Source organism: Mycolicibacter kumamotonensis, from assembly GCF_002086285.1.
GTDB lineage: Bacteria > Actinomycetota > Actinomycetes > Mycobacteriales > Mycobacteriaceae > Mycobacterium > Mycobacterium kumamotonense.
The window spans coordinates 1-17,676 of record NZ_MVHU01000040.1; the positions used below are offsets into that span (position 1 = coordinate 1).

General features: G+C 69.5%; 16 protein-coding genes and 1 pseudogene. 5 read left to right on the plus strand and 12 right to left on the minus strand.

The annotated features are described in order from the left end of the window. A pseudogene (locus BST28_RS19815) lies at positions 1-288 on the plus strand (hypothetical protein); the annotation flags it as partial. A gap of 14 nt (positions 289-302) precedes the next feature. Here the strand turns inward: BST28_RS19815 and coaD are convergent. The 6 genes from coaD to BST28_RS19845 form a co-directional block, all read right to left on the minus strand. Next, positions 303-779: a pantetheine-phosphate adenylyltransferase gene (coaD, locus tag BST28_RS19820; RefSeq protein ID WP_065289456.1), complete on the minus strand. Its 477-nt coding sequence runs from the start codon at positions 777-779 to the stop codon at positions 303-305. A gap of 23 nt (positions 780-802) precedes the next feature. Further along, a complete protein-coding gene (gene rsmD / locus BST28_RS19825) occupies positions 803-1,357 on the minus strand; it encodes a 16S rRNA (guanine(966)-N(2))-methyltransferase RsmD (RefSeq protein ID WP_083082550.1) in 555 nt (184 codons plus the stop codon). After that, positions 1,354-4,737, minus strand: coding sequence for a pyruvate carboxylase (locus BST28_RS19830; protein WP_083082553.1), 3,384 nt, complete (start codon positions 4,735-4,737; stop codon positions 1,354-1,356). Before BST28_RS19830 ends, rsmD begins: the two co-directional genes overlap by 4 nt. A 10-nt stretch (positions 4,738-4,747) precedes the next feature. Next, positions 4,748-5,362 (minus strand): vitamin K epoxide reductase family protein, encoded by a 615-nt coding sequence (locus BST28_RS19835; RefSeq protein WP_109560746.1) that lies wholly within the window; start codon positions 5,360-5,362, stop codon positions 4,748-4,750. A gap of 2 nt (positions 5,363-5,364) precedes the next feature. Further along, positions 5,365-6,123, minus strand: coding sequence for a DsbA family protein (locus BST28_RS19840; RefSeq protein WP_019735929.1), 759 nt, complete (start codon positions 6,121-6,123; stop codon positions 5,365-5,367). Positions 6,124-6,188: 65 nt separating this feature from the next. After that, positions 6,189-7,304 (minus strand): alpha/beta hydrolase, encoded by a 1,116-nt coding sequence (locus BST28_RS19845; RefSeq protein ID WP_083082588.1) that lies wholly within the window; start codon positions 7,302-7,304, stop codon positions 6,189-6,191. Between BST28_RS19845 and BST28_RS19850 the strand changes: the two genes are divergently transcribed. Both BST28_RS19850 and BST28_RS19855 read left to right on the plus strand, forming a co-directional pair. Further along, the gene (locus tag BST28_RS19850) at positions 7,303-8,148 is read left to right on the plus strand and encodes an aldo/keto reductase (protein ID WP_207570149.1); all 846 of its coding nucleotides are present in this window, start codon (positions 7,303-7,305) and stop codon (positions 8,146-8,148) included. The two genes, BST28_RS19845 and BST28_RS19850, sit on opposite strands and share 2 nt — an antisense overlap. Before the next feature lies 1 nt (position 8,149). Continuing rightward, positions 8,150-8,989, plus strand: coding sequence for an aldo/keto reductase (locus BST28_RS19855; protein WP_083082560.1), 840 nt, complete (start codon positions 8,150-8,152; stop codon positions 8,987-8,989). 156 nt (positions 8,990-9,145) lie between these two features. On the opposite strand, the gene BST28_RS19860 is transcribed toward BST28_RS19855, so the two are convergent. From BST28_RS19860 to fakA, 3 genes are read right to left on the minus strand one after another with little or no spacing between them, the layout of a single operon-like run. Next, a complete protein-coding gene (locus BST28_RS19860; protein ID WP_065289461.1) occupies positions 9,146-9,859 on the minus strand; it encodes an HNH endonuclease family protein in 714 nt (237 codons plus the stop codon). Beyond that, on the minus strand, positions 9,856-12,084 hold the full coding sequence (gene recG / locus BST28_RS19865) for an ATP-dependent DNA helicase RecG (protein ID WP_065289462.1): 2,229 nt from the start codon (positions 12,082-12,084) through the stop codon (positions 9,856-9,858). The genes BST28_RS19860 and recG overlap by 4 nt, the downstream gene beginning before the upstream one ends. A 2-nt stretch (positions 12,085-12,086) precedes the next feature. Next, positions 12,087-13,742: a fatty acid kinase ATP-binding subunit FakA gene (fakA, locus tag BST28_RS19870; RefSeq protein WP_165758118.1), complete on the minus strand. Its 1,656-nt coding sequence runs from the start codon at positions 13,740-13,742 to the stop codon at positions 12,087-12,089. Between the two features lie 198 nt (positions 13,743-13,940). Here fakA and rpmB point away from each other — a divergent pair, with 198 nt between their 5' ends. Next, the gene (gene rpmB / locus BST28_RS19875) at positions 13,941-14,132 is read left to right on the plus strand and encodes a 50S ribosomal protein L28 (RefSeq protein ID WP_019735921.1); all 192 of its coding nucleotides are present in this window, start codon (positions 13,941-13,943) and stop codon (positions 14,130-14,132) included. 164 nt (positions 14,133-14,296) lie between these two features. Here the strand turns inward: rpmB and BST28_RS19880 are convergent, their stop codons facing one another. Together BST28_RS19880 and BST28_RS19885 are read right to left on the minus strand one after the other, a co-directional pair. Beyond that, entirely contained in the window at positions 14,297-14,977 is a 681-nt protein-coding gene (locus BST28_RS19880) for a uracil-DNA glycosylase (protein ID WP_083082563.1), read from the minus strand. 6 nt (positions 14,978-14,983) lie between these two features. Continuing rightward, positions 14,984-15,955 (minus strand): thiamine-phosphate kinase, encoded by a 972-nt coding sequence (locus tag BST28_RS19885; RefSeq protein WP_272937544.1) that lies wholly within the window; start codon positions 15,953-15,955, stop codon positions 14,984-14,986. Between the two features lie 40 nt (positions 15,956-15,995). Here BST28_RS19885 and BST28_RS19890 point away from each other — a divergent pair, with 40 nt between their 5' ends. Beyond that, positions 15,996-16,541, plus strand: coding sequence for a DUF3515 domain-containing protein (locus BST28_RS19890; protein WP_083082564.1), 546 nt, complete (start codon positions 15,996-15,998; stop codon positions 16,539-16,541). 15 nt (positions 16,542-16,556) lie between these two features. Here BST28_RS19890 and BST28_RS19895 read toward each other — a convergent pair whose 3' ends face one another. After that, positions 16,557-17,669, minus strand: a complete 1,113-nt coding sequence (locus BST28_RS19895; protein ID WP_083082565.1) for a D-alanine--D-alanine ligase family protein — start codon at positions 17,667-17,669, stop codon at positions 16,557-16,559. Positions 17,670-17,676: the final 7 nt, after the last annotated feature.

Genomic DNA, 17,676 nt, shown 5'->3' on the forward strand with positions numbered 1-17,676 from the left:
AAACACCACCTAATCAAGACGTTCCACGGCTGGCGCGACCGGCAACACGCCGACGGGACCATCGACTGGCTCAGTCCAACCGGCCAGACCTACACCACCAACCCCGGCAGCCACCTACTCTTCCCTGCGCTGTGCCTACCCACCGGCCAGCTCCCCGAACCGGCCGCCCGGCAACCCGATTGGCTCGGCCGAACCCTGATGATGCCCACCCGACGACGAACCCGGGCCCAAAACCGAGCCCAAGCCATCGCCGCCGAACGCGCCCTCAACACCAAACCGCCACCCTGACCCGGCGGTAACGGCTAGCGCCCCAGCTTCTCCGCCAGCCGCCGGTTCACCGGCTCGGGCAGCAGATCGGAGACGTCTCCGCCCATGGAGGCCACCTCCTTGGCCAGCGACGACGACACGAACGAATACCGCGGCGTGGTCGCCACAAAGAAGGTGTCCACCCCGGCGATGTGCTTGTTCATCTGCGCCATCTGCAGCTCGTACTCGAAATCGGTGCCGGTGCGCAGGCCCTTGACGATCGCCGTGAGGCCGCGCTCCCGGACGAAGTCGACCACCAGACCGCGGCCGGACTCGGCACGCACATTGGGCAGATGCGCGGTGGCCTCACCGATCATCTCCAGGCGCTCCTCCAGGCTGAACATGCCCTTCTTGGCCGGATTGATCAGTACGGCGGCCACCACTTCGTCGAACTGCGCGGCCGCGCGCTCCAGGATGTCGACATGTCCCAGCGTCACCGGGTCGAACGAACCCGGACATACCGCGCCACTCATAGGGGTCGACGCTAGCAGCAGGCCTACGCCAGCTCGGCCAGCTCCAGTCGGGTGTCGCCGTAGCGGCGCGCGGGCCAGGCCTCCCAACCGTCCGGCCAGCGCACCTCGGGACTGGACACTGCCCGCTCGATCACCACGACGGTGCCCGGCCCGGCCCAGCCGCCCTCGGCCAGCAGCACCGGCAGGGCGTCGATATCGGCGGCGGCCATATCGTAGGGCGGATCGGCCAGCACCAGATCGACCGGCGCGGCGGTACCGGAGGTCAGCACCGCGGCCACCGTGCCGCGCCGCAGCGTCGCCCCGGGCAGCCCCAGCGCGGCGATGTTGCCGGCCAGCACGTCGGCGGCGCGGCGGTCCGATTCGACGAATAGCGCCGAGGCGGCGCCGCGGGACAACGCCTCCAACCCCAGTGCCCCCGAACCCGCATACAGATCCAGCACCGCTATCCCGGCCAACTCCAGCCGGGCATCGAGCACGTTGAACAGCGCTTCACGTACCCGGTCGGTGGTGGGCCGGGTTCCGCGCGGCGGCACGGCGATGCGCCGCCCACCCGCAGAGCCGCCGACGATGCGGGTCAGCTCAACACCACCAGCAGGTCTCCGCCTTCGACCTGTGCGGTCTGGGCAACCGCCACCCGCGCCACGGTCCCGTCGGCCGGTGCGGTGATGGCGGCCTCCATCTTCATCGCCTCGATGGTGGCGACGGTCTGTCCCGCGGTGACCTGATCGCCCTCCGAGACCCCGATGGCCACGACGCCGGCGAACGGCGCGGCGACATGTCCGGGCATGGTGCGATCGGCCTTTTCGGCCACCGGCGCCTCGCTGGCCACACTGCGGTCACGCACCTCGACCGGCCGAAGCTGGCCGTTGATGATGCACATCACCGTGCGCATGCCCCGTTCATCGGGTTCGGAGATGGCCTCCAGACCGATCAGCAGTTCCACTCCGCGTTCCAGGCGTACCCGGTGCTCTTCGCCTTGTCGCAGCCCGTAGAAGAACTGGTTGGCCGACAGCTCCGAGGTGTCGCCGTAGAGGTCGCGGTGCGCCTCGAATTCTTTGGTGGGGCCCGGAAACAGCAGCCGGTTCAGGGTGGCCTGCCGGGTCGGGCCGGCCAATGCCAGCGCGGCCTCGTCGTCCGCGGAGAGCCGCTGCTCCTCGCGCGCCGGTTCTCGGCCGGCCAGCGCCTTGGTGCGCAACGGTTCCGGCCATCCGCCGGCCGGCTCCCCCAGTTCTCCACGCAGGAACCCGATCACCGAGTCGGGGATGTCCACCCGCGCCGGGTCGGCGGCGAACTCCTCGGCGGTGATGCCGGCGCCGACCAGGGCCAGCGCCAGGTCCCCGACCACCTTGGAGCTGGGGGTGACTTTGATCAGCCGGCCCAGCACCGCATCGGCTCCGGCGTAGTTGGCTTCGATGTCCTCGAACCGGTCGGCCAGCCCCAGCGCCTTGGCCTGCTGGTGCAGGTTGGACAGCTGCCCGCCGGGAATCTCGTGCCGGTAAACCCGGCCGGTCGGCCCGGCAAGCCCGGATTCAAACGGCGAGTAGACCCTTCGAACCCCTTCCCAGTACGGCTCCAGATCGCACACCGCCGACAAAGACAGACCGGTGTCGAAATCGGTGTGTGCGGCGGCGGCCACGATCGAGCTCAGCGCAGGCTGGCTGGTGGTGCCGGCCAGCGGCGCGGACGCCCCGTCGACGGCGTCGGCGCCGGCATGCCAGGCCGCCTCGTAGCTGGCCAGCTGGCCGCCCGGGGTGTCGTGGGTGTGGACGTGGATCGGTAGATCGAAGCGGCTGCGCAGCGCACTGACCAGTGTGGTCGCCGCGGTGGGACGCAACAGACCGGCCATGTCCTTGATCGCCAGCACATGCGCGCCCGCGTCGACGATCTGCTCGGCGAGCTTGAGGTAGTAGTCCAGGGTGTATAGGTTCTCGGCCGGATTGGCGAGATCGCCGGTGTAGCACATCGCGACTTCGGCTACCGCAGAACCGGTTTCGCGCACCGCGTCGATCGCCGGGCGCATCGATTCGACATTGTTGAGCGCGTCGAAGATCCGGAAGATGTCGATACCGGTTGAGGTGGCCTCATCCACGAACGCCGAGCACACCGATTCCGGATAGGGCGTGTAACCCACGGTGTTGCGGCCACGCAACAACATCTGCAGGCAGATGTTGGGCAGCGCCTCACGCAGTGCGGCCAGCCGCTCCCACGGGTCTTCCTTCAAGAATCGCAGCGCCACATCGTAAGTCGCCCCGCCCCAGCACTCCACCGACAGCAGCTGCGGAGTGGTGCGAGCAATGTAGGGCGCCACATTGAGCAGGCCCTTGGTACGCAGCCGGGTGGCCAGCAGCGACTGATGGGCATCGCGGAACGTGGTGTCGGTGACCCCGACCGCCGGCGATTCCCGCAGCCAGCGGGCGAAGCCTTCCGGACCGAGCTTCGTCAGTCGCTGTTTGGAGCCCGGTGGCGGCGCACTCGCCAACTCGATCTTGGGCAGCTTGTCGCGCGGGTACACCGCAGAGGGCCGCGACCCGTGCGGCTTGTTGACGGTCACGTCGGCCAGGTAGTTCAGGATCTTGGTGCCGCGGTCGGCCGATGCGTGCGAGGTCAACAGTTGCGGGCGTTCGTCGATGAACGAGGTGGTCACGTTTCCGGCGCGGAAGTCGGGATCGTCGAGCACCGCTTGCAAAAACGGGATGTTCGTCGACACGCCCCGGATGCGGAACTCGGCGATAGCCCGCCGGGCCCGGTTCACCGCGGTGGGAAAATCACGGCCCCGGCAGGTCAGTTTGACCAGCATCGAGTCGAAGTGCGGGCTGACCTCCGCGCCCAGATTGGTGCCCCCGTCCAACCGGATACCGGCGCCGCCGGGGCTGCGGTAGGCGGTGATGCGGCCGGTGTCGGGCCGGAAACCGTTCGCCGGGTCCTCGGTGGTGATCCGGCACTGCAGTGCCGCGCCGTGGCCGACGATGTCCTCCTGGCGCAGGCCCAGATCGTCCAGTGACTCCCCGGCGGCGACGCGCAGCTGGGCCGAGACCAGGTCGACGTCGGTGATCTCCTCGGTGACGGTGTGCTCCACCTGGATTCGCGGGTTCATCTCGATGAAGACGTAGTGGCCGCGCTCGTCGAGCAGGAACTCCACCGTGCCCGCACAGCTGTAGCCGATGTGCCGCGCGAACGCGACGGCGTCGGCGCAGATCTTCTCGCGCAGCACCGGGTCCAGGTTCGGCGCCGGCGCCAACTCCACGACCTTCTGGTGCCGGCGTTGCACGCTGCAGTCCCGCTCATACAGGTGCACGACGTTGCCGTGGGTGTCGGCCAGGATCTGTACTTCGATGTGACGCGGGTTGATCACCGCCTGCTCGAGATAGACCGTCGCATCGCCGAAAGCGGACTCGGCTTCCCGGCTGGCGGCTTCGACGGCCTCGGCCAGTCCGCCGATGTCGGCGACCCGGCGCATCCCGCGGCCACCCCCGCCCGCGACCGCCTTGACGAACAGCGGAAAGGACATATCGGCTGCGGCCGAGAGTAATTCGTCGACCGATTGCGACGGCTGCGACGCCGCCAGCACCGGCAACCCGGCCTCACGCGCGGCGGCCACCGCACGTGCCTTGTTGCCCGCCAACGCCAAGACGGCCGCGCCGGGGCCGACGAACGTGATGCCCTCGTCCGCACAGGCCTGCGCCAGCCGCGGGTTCTCCGAGAGGAAGCCGTAGCCGGGATAGACCGCATCGGCCCCACAACGCTTGGCGGTGGCGACGATCGCCTCCACCGACAGGTAGCCGCGTACCGGGTGCCCCCGCTCGCCGATCTGGTAGGACTCGTCGGCCTTGAGTCGGTGCACCGAATTGCGGTCCTCGTAGGCGTAGACCGCGACCGTCTGGATGCCGAGCTCATAGGCGGCGCGAAACGCGCGGATCGCGATCTCTCCGCGGTTGGCGACCAGCACTTTGGAGATCACAGGGCACCCCTTAAATCAGCGTCAGCCAGTAGTCCTGAAATCTGAGGAATATCAACAGGAATACCGCGATAAACCATAACGCAGTAAGCGTCCATCGCCACCGGTGCAAATGGTGCAAAATCTTGCGTTGATCAGCGGGCCCGAATGCGAAGGTTGCAAATCCCACTAGCAGCAACACCGTTACCGCCCAGACCACCATGCAGTACGGGCATAACGCCCCGATCCGGTACAGACTTTGGAAGATCAGCCAATGCACAAAACCGACACCGACCAGCGTCCCGAGCGTCAAGCCGATCCAATACCACCGCGGCAGAGAAGTTTTCGTGACGGCCAACACACCAGTGACCACCACCACAGTAAAGGCGACGATTCCCAGAAGCGGATTGGGGAATCCCAGCACCGACGCCTGCGGAGTAGCCATCACCGAACCGCAGGACAGCACCGGGTTGAGATTGCATGACGGCACGTACGCCGCATCGGTCAGCAGCCGGATCTTCTCCACGGTCAACGTGACCGAGGCCCCCAGACCGATCAGCCCGGCGATCAGCACCGCCCATGCCGCGGGCGCCGACACCGTCACCCCCGGCGCCGGCGGGGGTGACGACTCGACCGCCGACGCCGTGATGGTCACGATTCCTTGGTCGGCGGCACGTCCATACCGGGCAGGTCGCCGACGATCTCCCGAATCTTCGAGACCAGGGCCTCCGGGGTCGACGGGCGGTAGTCCTCGCCGTTGATGCGCAGCGTGGGGGTGGCGTGGATGCCGGCTGCGGCGGCCATGCCGCCCACCATCTTGAGGTATTTGCCGCTGTTGATACACCCCGGAACGCTGCCGGCAGCACCGGCTTGGCGGGCCAGCTCGATCAGGCGCTTGTTGTCGGGGAAGTCGGTCCCGATCTCCGACGGCTGCAACTCCGCGGTGTACAGCGCGGTGTGGAACCGGCGGAAGGCATCGATGCTCTCGTCGGCGACGCAGTACGCCGCGGCACCGGCGCGCGAGGAGTAGTTGTCGTTCTGCGAGCGGTCCAGGATCGCGACCATGTGGTAGTCGGCCGCGATCGCCCCGCTGTCGATCAGCCGGGAGACCGTCGGGCCGAGCACCCGTTCGAGGTTGCCGCAGGCCGGGCAGAGGAAGTCCTCGTAGAACGACACCACGGCCTTGGGCTCGTCGGTGCCGTCGCGGGTGACCAGCTTGCTCGATGTCACCCGGATCGCTTCGCCGGCGCCCGCGCCCTTCTTATGGCTGTTGGACACCACGATGTAGCCGATGAGCCCCACCGCGAAAAGCACCACGATCGCGACGAGCCCGATCTGCATGGCGAGGTTGCGTTTGTGATCGGCGGCCCTCAAGCCGGAGGCGGCGGGGCGTTTGGGTTTGCTGGCCACAGTCGGTTGGTCCTCGTGTTCGGTGGTCGGGTTGCGGTTCAGCGTACCGGCGTGAGCTGGCGGCCTCAGCCGCGGCTGAGGTGGGCCCGCAGCGCCGAGATCAACTCGGTGGTCGCGGTGGCGCTGCCACCGCCGAGCGGGAACAGGTTGACGAAACCGTGCGTCAGCGATCGCATCCGCCGCAGGTCGACGACGACCCCGGCGTCGCGCAGCGCGGTGGCGAACTGGTCGCCTTCGTCGTGCAGCGGATCGAATCCGGCGACGGCGATCAGCGCGGGCGGTAGCCCGGAGAAGTCCGCAGCCCGCAACGGCGATACCCGCGGGTCGCTCGGATCAAGCTGGGAGCGGCCCACGTACTGGTCGGTGAACCAGTCGATGTCGTGCTTGGTGAGCAGATAACCGTCGGCGTAGAGCGTGCGCGAGCGGGTCTGGGCTGCCACGTCGGTCACCGGGTAGAGCAGCCACTGCAGAATCGGCGTCGGTCCGCCGTCATCGCGCGCCCGCATCGCCACCGCCGCGGCCAGGTTGCCGCCGGCGCTGTCTCCGCCCACCGCCACGTGCCCGGGAATACCGCCCAGCTCCGCTGCGTGGTCATAGGCCCATCGGAACGCGGCGTAGGCGTCGTCGAGCGCGGCCGGTGCGGGGTGCTCGGGGGCCAGCCGGTAGTCGACGGAGAGCACCACCACTTCGGCGTCACGGCACGTCAGCCGGCATATCGCGTCGTGGGTGTCGAGGTCTCCGACCACGAATCCGCCGCCGTGATAGAAGACCAGCACGGGGTGGGCCGCGCCAGCGGTACTACCGGCAGGCCGGTAATGCCGGGCGGCGATGTCGCCGGCCGGACCGGGCAGTGAGATGTCGTGGATCTCGCAGCCGTGGATATCGGTGCCGCCGAGCCCGGCGGTGAGCTCACGCATTTGGGCTCGGGACGCGACCGCGTCGTCACCGGCGACGATGCCGTTGATGCCCAGTGCACGCTGCCCGGCCAACGCCAACCGCAACGTGGGGTCCAGGGTGTTGCCGTCGATGGTCACCGACCGGCCACCGGTCAACAGCCGCTGCACCCCGATCGGCAGCTTCGGCGTCACCTTCATCCCGGCGCTGAAGACGCTGCTCTGCAGCTGTTGGGCCCACCGCGCGGCCGACCCGGAGACGGGTCCGCCTGGCAGACTTCGGGGCATGGTCGTTCGAAGTAATTTGCGCTCGGTCACGCTCAACGACGGTAATTCGATCCCCGCCCTCGGTTTCGGGGTTTACAAGATTTCGCCCGCCGACACCGAGCGGGCGGTGACCACCGCGCTCGCGGCGGGATACCGCCACATCGACACCGCGGCGCTGTACGGCAACGAGCGCGAGGTCGGCCGTGCGGTGGCGGCATCGGGCCTGCCGCGCGAGGACGTCTATGTCGTCACCAAGGTGTGGAACGCCGACCAGGGCTACGATTCGACGCTCGCCGCGTTCGAGAAGAGCATGGGCCGACTCGGTCTCGACGTGCTGGACCTGTACCTGATCCATTGGCCGCTTCCGGCGCGCGGCAAATTCGTCGATACCTTCCGGGCCTTGGCGCACCTGCGCGATCAGGGCCGGATCCGCTCGATCGGGGTGAGCAACTTCGCACCCGAGCACCTCGAGATGCTCATCGACGGGACCGGCATCGTGCCCGTGGTCAACCAGGTCGAGCTGCACCCCCGGTTCAGCCAGGCCGAACTCCGCGAAGTGCACTCCCGCCTGGGTATCGCCACCGAGGCGTGGGCGCCGCTCGGGCGGGGTTCGCTGCTGTCACACCCGACGGTCACCGAGGTCGCGCAGCGTTGCGGCAAGACACCGGCGCAGGTGCTGATCCGGTGGCACATCCAACTCGGTAATATCGTTATTCCGAAATCGGTCAACCCTGAACGCATCGTCAGCAACGTCGAAGTCTTCGACTTCGAACTCGGCACGGCCCAGATGGCCGCGATATCCTCGCTCGACGACGGCGCCCGACTGGGACCCGATCCACGCACATTCGACTACACAGGTAGGTGAGATGACGCCGGGCACTTCGATCCCCTCCGTCGAGCTCAACGACGGCCACACGATGCCGACTCTGGGCATCGGGGTCGCCGAGCTGTCGGACGCCGAGACCGAGCGCGCGGTCTCGGCCGCCCTCGAGTTGGGCTGCCGGTTGATCGACACGGCCAAGGTCTACGGCAATGAGGCGGCGGTAGGCCGGGCGGTCGCCGCGTCGGGCATCCCGCGCGACGAGCTGTTCATCACCACCAAGCTGGCCAACGCCGATCAGGGGCTAACCGCCGCCATCGAGGCCTGCCACGCCAGTGTGGAGCGACTCGGGCTGGACTATGTGGACCTGTACCTGATCCACTGGCCGGCTCCGCCGCTGGGCATGTACGTCGACAGCTTCGGGGGGCTGATCCAGGCCCGCGAGCAGGGGTTGACCCGATCCATCGGGGTGTGCAACTTCACCGAGGAGCACCTCAACGACGCGATCGACCTGGCGTTCGAGACTCCGGCGGTCAACCAGATCGAGCTGCACCCTCTGCTCAACCAGGCCGAGCTGCGGGCGTTCCATGCCGAGCGCAACATCGTCACCGAGGCCTACAGCCCGCTGGCGGTGGGCCGGCTGCTCGACCACCCGGCGGTGACGGCGATCGCCGGCGAGTACGGCAAGACGCCGGCTCAGGTGCTGATCCGGTGGAGCCTGCAGCTGGGCAACGTGGTCATCCCCCGATCGGCCCAGCCGGAGCGCATCGCGGCCAACCTCGACGTGTTCGGCTTCGAGCTGGCCGCCGAGCACATGGACACCCTCAACGGGCTCAACGACGGCACCCGGGTCCGCGAGGACCCGCTGACCTACACCGGCCTCTGATCAGCCGGCCCGGCGGTTGATCCGCTGCGTCGCAGGCCCGCGTCAGCCCGGCGACATCGGCGAATTCGGTCGGCCGCAGCAACACGCGGTCGCCGCGCAACGTGGGCGCAGTGGCCCGGTGATCGATAGTCGTACCTCCCCCGTTTGGTCGGGCACCTATCCGGCCGGGCACGTCGCGGCGGCCCGGCGCAGCACGTCGGCAGACGGCTGGTCGAGTCGCAGCGCATAACCCCGCAGAACGGCGATGTAGGCGTGGGCGTACTGGCACGCGAATGATTTGTTCGGCGGCATCCATTGGCCCGGCCCCGCATCGCCCTTGTCCTGGTTGCCCTGCCCGGCGACGGCCAGCAGGTTGGCCGGGTCATTGGCGAAGCGCAGCCGCTGACGGTACGGCCAGCCGGAGGCGCCCATGTCCCAGGCGTAGGCCAGCGGGACGATGTGGTCGATCTGCACGGCCTCACCGATCTTGGCGCCGCGGGTGAAGGCGACCGTGGCGTTGGTGTACGGGTCGCGCAGGGTGCCGGTGGCCACCGCCTGCGCGCAGCGCTTCGTCGCGACGTGGGTGATGTCGACCAGGTCGCGGTTGAGGATGTCGTTGCGGGTGTCGCAGCCGTTGTGCCCGCCGGGCGCGTCGTTGTCGTCGTCCCAGGCGTCGCCGAACAGTGAGCGCCGGTAGTCGTGGCGGTGGGTGCGCGCCGGAACCACTGTGATCCCGGCCAGCACGTCGGTGCCGGGCTGCACCGTGGGCATGCCGGACCGCGCGGCCAGGGCCCGGCTGCTCCTGCCGGCCGTCGACACGGTCTGGAACGCGACGACGACGGCCAGCAGGGCCACCACGGCCAGCCACAGCAGCGTCTTGCGGTTGGTCATGACTTGTCCAGGTATTCGATATCGGTGAACGGCTCGGCGAGCACGGCCAATCCGGGATCGGACGGGTCGGTCTCCCACGCCGTGGCACAGAACTGCCGGGCGGCTTCGATCACCTCGCCGTGATCGGCCAACGACAGCAACTTCAAGCCACCCCGCCAACCGGACTGATTGCGGCCCAACACATCTCCCTCACCGCGCTCGCGCAGGTCCAGGTCGGCCAGCGCGAACCCGTCCAGCGTGCCAGCCACGGCCTCCAGGCGCCTTCCCGCCTTGGATCCCGGGGCGCTCGAGGTCACCAGCAGGCACAGGCTGGCGTGCTCACCGCGACCGATCCGGCCGCGCAGCTGGTGCAGCTGGCTGATGCCGAACCAGTCGGCGTCGGCGATCAGCATGACCGTGGCGTTGGGCACGTCGACACCGACCTCGATCACGGTGGTGCACACCAGCACATCCACGGTGCCGGCACGAAACGCGGCCATCACCGCGTCCTTCTCATCCGCGGTGAGCCGCCCGTGCATCAGGCCCAACCGCAATCCCGACAGCGGCCCGGCCCGCAGCCGGTCGAACAGCCCCACCGCGGTGGCCGACGTCCGGCCGCCCTCGTCGGTCGCGCCTGGCTTGCTGTCCTCGTCGGACTCGTCGATGCGGGGCGCCACCACGTAGGCCTGCCGGCCGGCCGCGACCTCTTCGCGGATGCGCTGCCAGGCCCGGTCCAGCCAGGCCGGTTTGTCCTTCTCGAAGATCACCGAGGACCGGATCGGTTGGCGCCCACGGGGCAGCTCGCGCAATGTCGAGGTCTCCAGATCGCCGTAGACGGTGAGCGCCACCGTGCGCGGGATCGGGGTCGCCGTCATCACCAGCAGGTGCGGGGTGATCCCGTCAGGAGACTTGGCGCGCAACTGATCCCGCTGCTCGACACCGAACCGGTGCTGTTCGTCGACGACGACCATGCCCAGCCGGTGGAACTCGACGGCGTCCTGCAGCAGGGCGTGGGTGCCGACCACGATCCCGGCGGCGCCACTGTTGATCTGGGCGCGGACCTCCTTCTTGGCGGCGGCCGACATCGAACCGGTGAGCAGCGCCACCGCGGTGGCGTTGTCGGCGCCGCCGAGCTGGCCGCCCATCGCCAACGGACCCAGCATGTCTCGGATCGACCGGACATGTTGGGAGGCAAGCACTTCCGTCGGGGCAAGCAACGCGCACTGATAGCCCGCGTCAACCATCTGCAGCATCGCCAACAGCGCCACGATCGTCTTGCCGGAGCCGACCTCACCTTGGAGCAGTCGGTTCATCGGACGCGACGCGCCGAGCTCGGCCGCCAATACGGCGAGCACGTCACGCTGCCCGGCCGTCAGCTCGAACGGCAACCGCCCCAACAGCTCCGCGACCAGCCCATCGGTTCGTGGCGCGGCCGGCGGGCCGGATTGGGACAGTTCGCTGTTGCGGCGCATCGCCAGCGCCCATTGCAGGCCGAAGGCTTCATCGACGGCCAGCCGATCGCGGGCGCGGTCCCGTTCGGCGGCGTTCTCCGACAGATGGATCGCCCGCAGCGCCTCGTCTTCGTCGAGCAGACCGCGTTCGGCGCGCACCACCTCCGGCAGCGGGTCGGGAACCGGATCGAGCACCGCGAGAACCTGACGGACACAGGCGAAGATGTCCCAGCTCTGCAGTTTCGCGGTGGCCGGGTAAATCGGGTAACAGCTGCGCTCGAAGTCCGACTGGTTGACCTGCCCGCTGACCTTCTGCGACGCGTCGGCGATGTTGCGCAGTGAGCTGCTGCCGAAGTGGCCTTGCTGCTCCGCACCGTCGGCCTCCTTGAGTACCAGAAAGTCCGGGTGGGTGAGCTGGATCGCCCCTCGGTACAGCTTGACCTCACCGGACAGCATCACCCGGGTCCCAGGGGTCAGGCGCCAGCGCAGCCCCTTGGGGTTGAAGAACGTCGCGCTGACCCGGTTGCGGCCGCTGCCGAGGGTGACGACGAGGAATTTGCCTTTGCGGCGCTGCATGTCCTTGAGCACTGCGGAGCCGATGGTGTCGACGACGGTGATGTGGTCGCCTTCGACGGGGCGGCTGTCGGCTGCCCCGCGCACCCCGGTGCCCTCGACGTAGCTGCGCGGATAGTGCCGCAACAGCTCGCCGACGGTGCGGATACCGAAGGCCTCGTCGAGCAATTCCGCGGCGTCGGAGCCGAGGATGAAATCCAGCCGGTCACGCAGCGTGGCCATCGCTACTCGACCCCGATCAGCAGGGCGTCGCCCCGGTGCCCGGTGAAGTAGGTGGCCAGTTCGATGCCGGGGTGCTGATCGTGCACGTGTCTGGCCAGCACATCGGCGACCGTGCTTTCGGAGCCGTCGAAGCCGGCCCCGAACAGCACCGTGACCAGATCACCACCGGCCGCCAGCAGCAGATCGATCAGGCCGATCGCCGCCGCGCCGACATCGCCGGCCACGATCAGCACCTCGTCACCGGCGATGCCCAGCCCGTCACCGGGCCGACAGGCTCCGGCCCAGGTCAGCGCCTGCTCGGTGGCGACCCGAACCGAACCGTGCCGGGTGGTGCCCGCCACCCGCGCCATGGTGTAGCCGTCGTCGACCACCGGCCGGCCCGGATCGTGTACCGCCAGCGCGGACAGCCCCTGCACCATCGACCCGGTCGGAACCGGCACCACGTCGATGCCCCAGCCGATGGCCGCGGTGCATCCGGCCACCAGCTCCTCGGCGGCGACGTAGCCATTGGGCAGCAGCATCACCTGGGCCGCGCCGGTGTCCACCACCGCGCGCAGCAGTTGCTGGGCGGTGACCATCGTGGCCGGGTCGGCGCTGTGCGGGTCCGGCCGCAGCACGCAGGCACCCTCCCCGGCGAACAGCTCCTGCGCTCCCTCACCGTCGACCACCGCGAGCACCGCACGCTCGCGCGACCAGCTGCCCGGCGGCAGGCCGGTCGCCCCGGCCAGCGCTGAGATCTGGATACGCCGCGGCCGCCCGAACGCCAGGCCCGCCTCGACGGCGGCACCGGCGTCATCGGTGTGCACGTGCACCGAGTAGCCGCCGACCACGCCCGACGTCGCGATCGCCACCGAGTCGCCGAGTTGGGTCAGCCGTTCGCGCAACGCGTCGGTGTCTTCGGGGGCGCACTCGCCGAGCAGGTACATCACCTCGAATTGCGGCGCCGGTTGCTCGGTAACCGAATCGGGTGGGCGTGGCCGCGGCGACGGCTGGTATACCGGCCGAACGGGTGCCTGCCCGGTGATCGTCGACCGCAGCGCGTCGAGCAGTACCAGCAGGCCGCGGCCTCCGGCGTCGACCACGCCGGCGGCCGCGAGCACGTCGAGCTGCTCGGTGGTCTTCTCCAGTGCCTCGGCCGCGGCGTCCGTGGCGGCAGTGATCGCGGCGCCCAGCGCAGCGCCGCGGGCCGCGCACTGCTCGACGGCCGCCGCCGCGGCCTGCAGCACCGACACGATGGTGCCCGGGACCTCACGGCCACCCATCGAGGTGATCACCAGCTCGACCCCGTGGCGCAGGCCGGCGCCCAACAGCGTGGTGTCGACGGCGTCCACCGCTGCGGCGCCTTCGGCGGCGGTCACATCGGCCAGACCGCGCAGGATCTGCGACAGGATCACCCCGGAGTTGCCGCGCGCCCCGTGCAGCGCGCCGGAGGACAGGGCGGCCGCGACCCGGGCCACCTCGCCGGAGGCGGCCTCGGTGTTGGCCTCGGCCAGGGCCGAGCGCATGGTGAACAGCATGTTGGTGCCGGTGTCGGAATCGGCGACCGGGAAGACATTGAGCTGGTTGATCTCGTCGGTGTGGGTGATCAGATCGCCGACAGCGGTGTGCGCCCAGTCCCGCAAGGTGGCCGCATCCAGCCGACGTTCGGGGTTGCCCACCTGCACGCACCTTCCTGCCGCCACCTCCGGTGGCTGCAAGCCTAATCACTGCCGGCGACACCACAGGTCACGCCGCGTCGCGAGCCGAAACGGGGCGTTTTGGTGGTTGCCCGGCCCGGCGGGTATCCTGATCAGGTTGTCGGGCCACCCGCTCTGAGGTCGTTGGCCCTCAAGCAGACGTTTTGAGGAGTGTCACATATGGCTGCCGTGTGCGATATCTGCGGAAAGGGCCCCGGCTTCGGCAAGTCGGTGTCGCACTCGCACCGTCGGACCAGCCGTCGGTGGGACCCGAACATCCAGACAGTGCACGCCGCCCGTCCCGGCGGCAACAAGCAGCGCCTGAACGCCTGCACCTCGTGCATCAAGGCCGGCAAGGTCGCCCGCGGCTAGAGTTCGCGGATTCCCGGGGTCCAGGGCCCCGGGTGAGCTCACCGCGTGGGCTCCGCTCGGATCACCCCGAGATTGCAACCACGCAGGTGATTGCGCCGCGTATTTCCCTGCATGACTGCAATCTCGCGGAAATCTCGGGTGCTCAGCGCAGCAGGCGGCTCGAATCAGTCCAGTCGCCAGTCGATCGGCTCGGCCCCGAGCTGGGTCAGCAGCTCGTTGGCGCGGCTGAACGGCCGTGATCCGAAGAACCCCCGCGACGCCGACAGCGGCGACGGGTGCGGGGATTCGATCGCGACGCAGTTGTCGGACAGCATGGGTTTGAGCGTTCCCGCGTCGCGTCCCCACAAGATCGCCACCATGGGCTGCCGGCGCGCCACCAAAGCGCGGATCGCGCACTCGGTGACCATCTCCCAGCCCTTGCCGCGGTGTGACGCCGGGGTGCCCGGCCGCACCGTGAGCACCCTGTTGAGCAGTAGCACGCCGCGCTGCGCCCACGCCGACAGATCGCCGGTGGCCGGCCGGGGATAGCCGAGGTCGGCGGTGTACTCGGTAAAGATGTTCTCCAGGCTGCGCGGCAGTGGCCGCACGTGCGGGGCGACCGAGAAACTGAGGCCCACCGCATGTCCCGGGGTGGGGTAAGGATCCTGTCCGACGATCAGCACCCGCACGGCGTCGAACGGAAACGTGAAGGCGCGCAAGACGTTCTGCCCGTCGGGTAGGTAGCCGCGCCCGGATGAGATCTCCTCGCGCAGGAACTTCCCCATCAAGGCCACCTGCTCGGTCACCGGTTCCAGGGCGGTGGCCCAACCGCTCTCGACGAGTTCAGGAAGTGGACGCGCGCTCATGGTGTCTCAAGGTAACGGGGACCCCGAGCCGTACGACTGCCAGCCCGCATCCCCATCCCAGGGCGCCCCGTCGACCAGCACCTTGGCCGGCCCCTCGGTTACCCGGCCGATCACCCGCCAGCCGGGCGGTACCGCGCCAGGAAACGCGGCGACCAGTGCGTGGTCCTCTCCCCCACCCAGCACCCATGCCCACACGTCGGCGCCGAGGGCGGCAGCGGCCGGCGCCAGCGCCTCACGGTCGGCGGCCAGGCCGGCGGTGGAGACCTCGATCGTCACCTGCGAGGCGGTCGCCAGGTGCCCCAGGTCGGCGAGCAGGCCGTCGGAGACGTCGGTCATCGCCTGCGCCCCCGCGTCGGCGGCCACCACGCCCTGCCCGTAGGGCGGCTCCGGGACGAGGTGGCGACGCCGCAACGCCTCGAAACCGTCCTGGCCGTCGGTCCAGAGCCGAAAGCCCGCCGCCGACCGGCCCAGCTCGCCGGCCACCGCCAAAACCGCGCCGGCTCGCGCCCCGGACCGCAGCACCGGCGCCCGGCCGGCCAGATCGCCCAGCGCGGTCACCGACACCACCCAGGAATCGGCCTCGACCAGGTCGCCGCCGACCACGCCGGCGCCGAATCGCCCGGCTTCGGCCCACATGCCGTCGGCCACGGCGGCGGCATCGGCGGCCGCGGTGCGGGCCGGGGCACCGAAGGCGACGACGAACGCGATCGGTCGGGCACCCATCGCCTCGATGTCTGCGGCGTTCTGCGCGATCGCCTTGCGTCCGATGTCGTGCGGGGCCGACCAGTCCAGCCGGAAATGCCGGCCTTCCACCAGCATGTCGGTGGAGACGACGGTCCGGCCGTCGGAGCAACGCACCACCGCCGCGTCGTCACCGGGACCCACTTCGGTGGCGCTGGGCTGATGGCGACCGGCCACCAGCCGGTCGATCATGGGAAACTCTCCAAGCTGACCCAGCGTGGGCTCGTTACCGCGCACAGCGACCGAGTGTAGGTGCGATCGGAAAGGAAGGCGGGGCGTGACCAATCCGGGAACCGACGCCGACGGGCCGCCACGGATCGCGCTGATCGCCGCTCTGGTGGTCGCGGTCGCCGCGGTGGGCGCCGCCCTGGCGGTCGCGGCGTCGCACCGACCGGCCCGGCAGCCGGCCGAACCGATTCGCCTCGCCGCGGTGCCGGCTCCGCACGCCGGTGACGCGGCCTGCCGCGCCGTGCTCGACGCGCTGCCGCAGCAACTGGGCGACTTCGATCGCGCCGAGATCGCGCCGCCGGCCCCCGAGGGCGTGGCGGCCTGGACCGCCGGCCCCGACGACACGGTGGTGCTGCGCTGCGGGCTGGATCGACCGGCCGACTTCGTGGTGGGCTCGCCGCTGCAGGTGGTCGATCAGGTGCAGTGGTTCGAGGTCCGCGAAGGCGACCGGGCCACCTGGTATGCGGTCGATCGGCAGGTCTATCTGGCGCTGACCCTGCCCCGCGGCTCAGGGCCCACCCCGATCCAGGAGCTCTCCGATCTGATCGCCGACACCGTCGCGGCGGTGCCGATCAGGCCGGGCCCGCCGCACTGACGATTCACCGCCGGATCAGCGCAGGCCCACCCCGCGGGCCAGCGCGGTCTGGACCATGGTCGCCAGCAACGTCGGGTAGTCGATTCCGCTGGCCGCCCACATCCGCGGGTACATCGAGATCGTGGTGAACCCGGGCATGGTGTTGATCTCGTTGATCACCGGACCGTCGTCGGTGAGGAAGAAGTCGACCCGGGCCAGACCCGCGCAGTCCAGCGCGGAGAAAGATCGAATCGCCAACTGCCGCACCGCATCTGCGACGTCATCGGCTACTTTGGCGGGCACGTCGAGTTCGGCGGCGTCGTCGAGGTACTTGGTGGCGAAGTCGTAGAAGGAGTCGTCAGAGTCGGCACCGCCGTGCGCCACCCGGATCTCCCCCACCGTGCTGGCCGCCACTGTGCCGTCGGGGAATTCGAGCACCCCGCACTCGAGTTCGCGCCCCACTACGGCGGCCTCGACGATGACCTTCGGGTCGTGGCGGCGTGCTTCGGCGATAGCGGCGGGCAGTTCGTCGTGCGACCTCACCCGACTGACCCCGATCGACGACCCGCCGCGCGCCGGTTTGACGAAGAGCGGCAACCCCAGCCGCTCGAGGTCCTCGATCGACAGCGTCGCAGCAGTTCCCCGCAGCACCGCGTACGGGCCGATCGGCAGGCCCTCGGCGGCCAGCAGCTTCTTGGTGAACTCCTTGTCCATCCCGGCGGCGCTGGCCAGCACCCCGGCCCCGACATAGGGCAGCCCGGCGAGCTCGAGGAGCCCCTGGACGGTGCCGTCCTCGCCGTAGGGACCGTGCAGCACCGGGAACACCACGTCCACCGATTCCAGCACCTCGGCGGCACCCGATGACAACGCGACCAGCTGGCCGGCTCGCTGGGGGTCGGCGGGCAGGGCCAGTTCCGCACCGCAGGACGTGGTCACCTGCGGCAACTGCCGGCCGTTGAGGGTCAGCGCGTCCGGGTCACCGTCGGTGAGCACCCAGGATCCCTCCGGGGTGATCCCCACCGCGACGATCTCGAACCGTTGCGGATCGAGATTGCGCAAGATGCTGCCCGCCGAGACGCAGGAGATGGCGTGCTCGCTACTGCGGCCGCCGAAGACGACGGCCACTCGGGTGCGCGGGTGAGAATTCACACGCCAG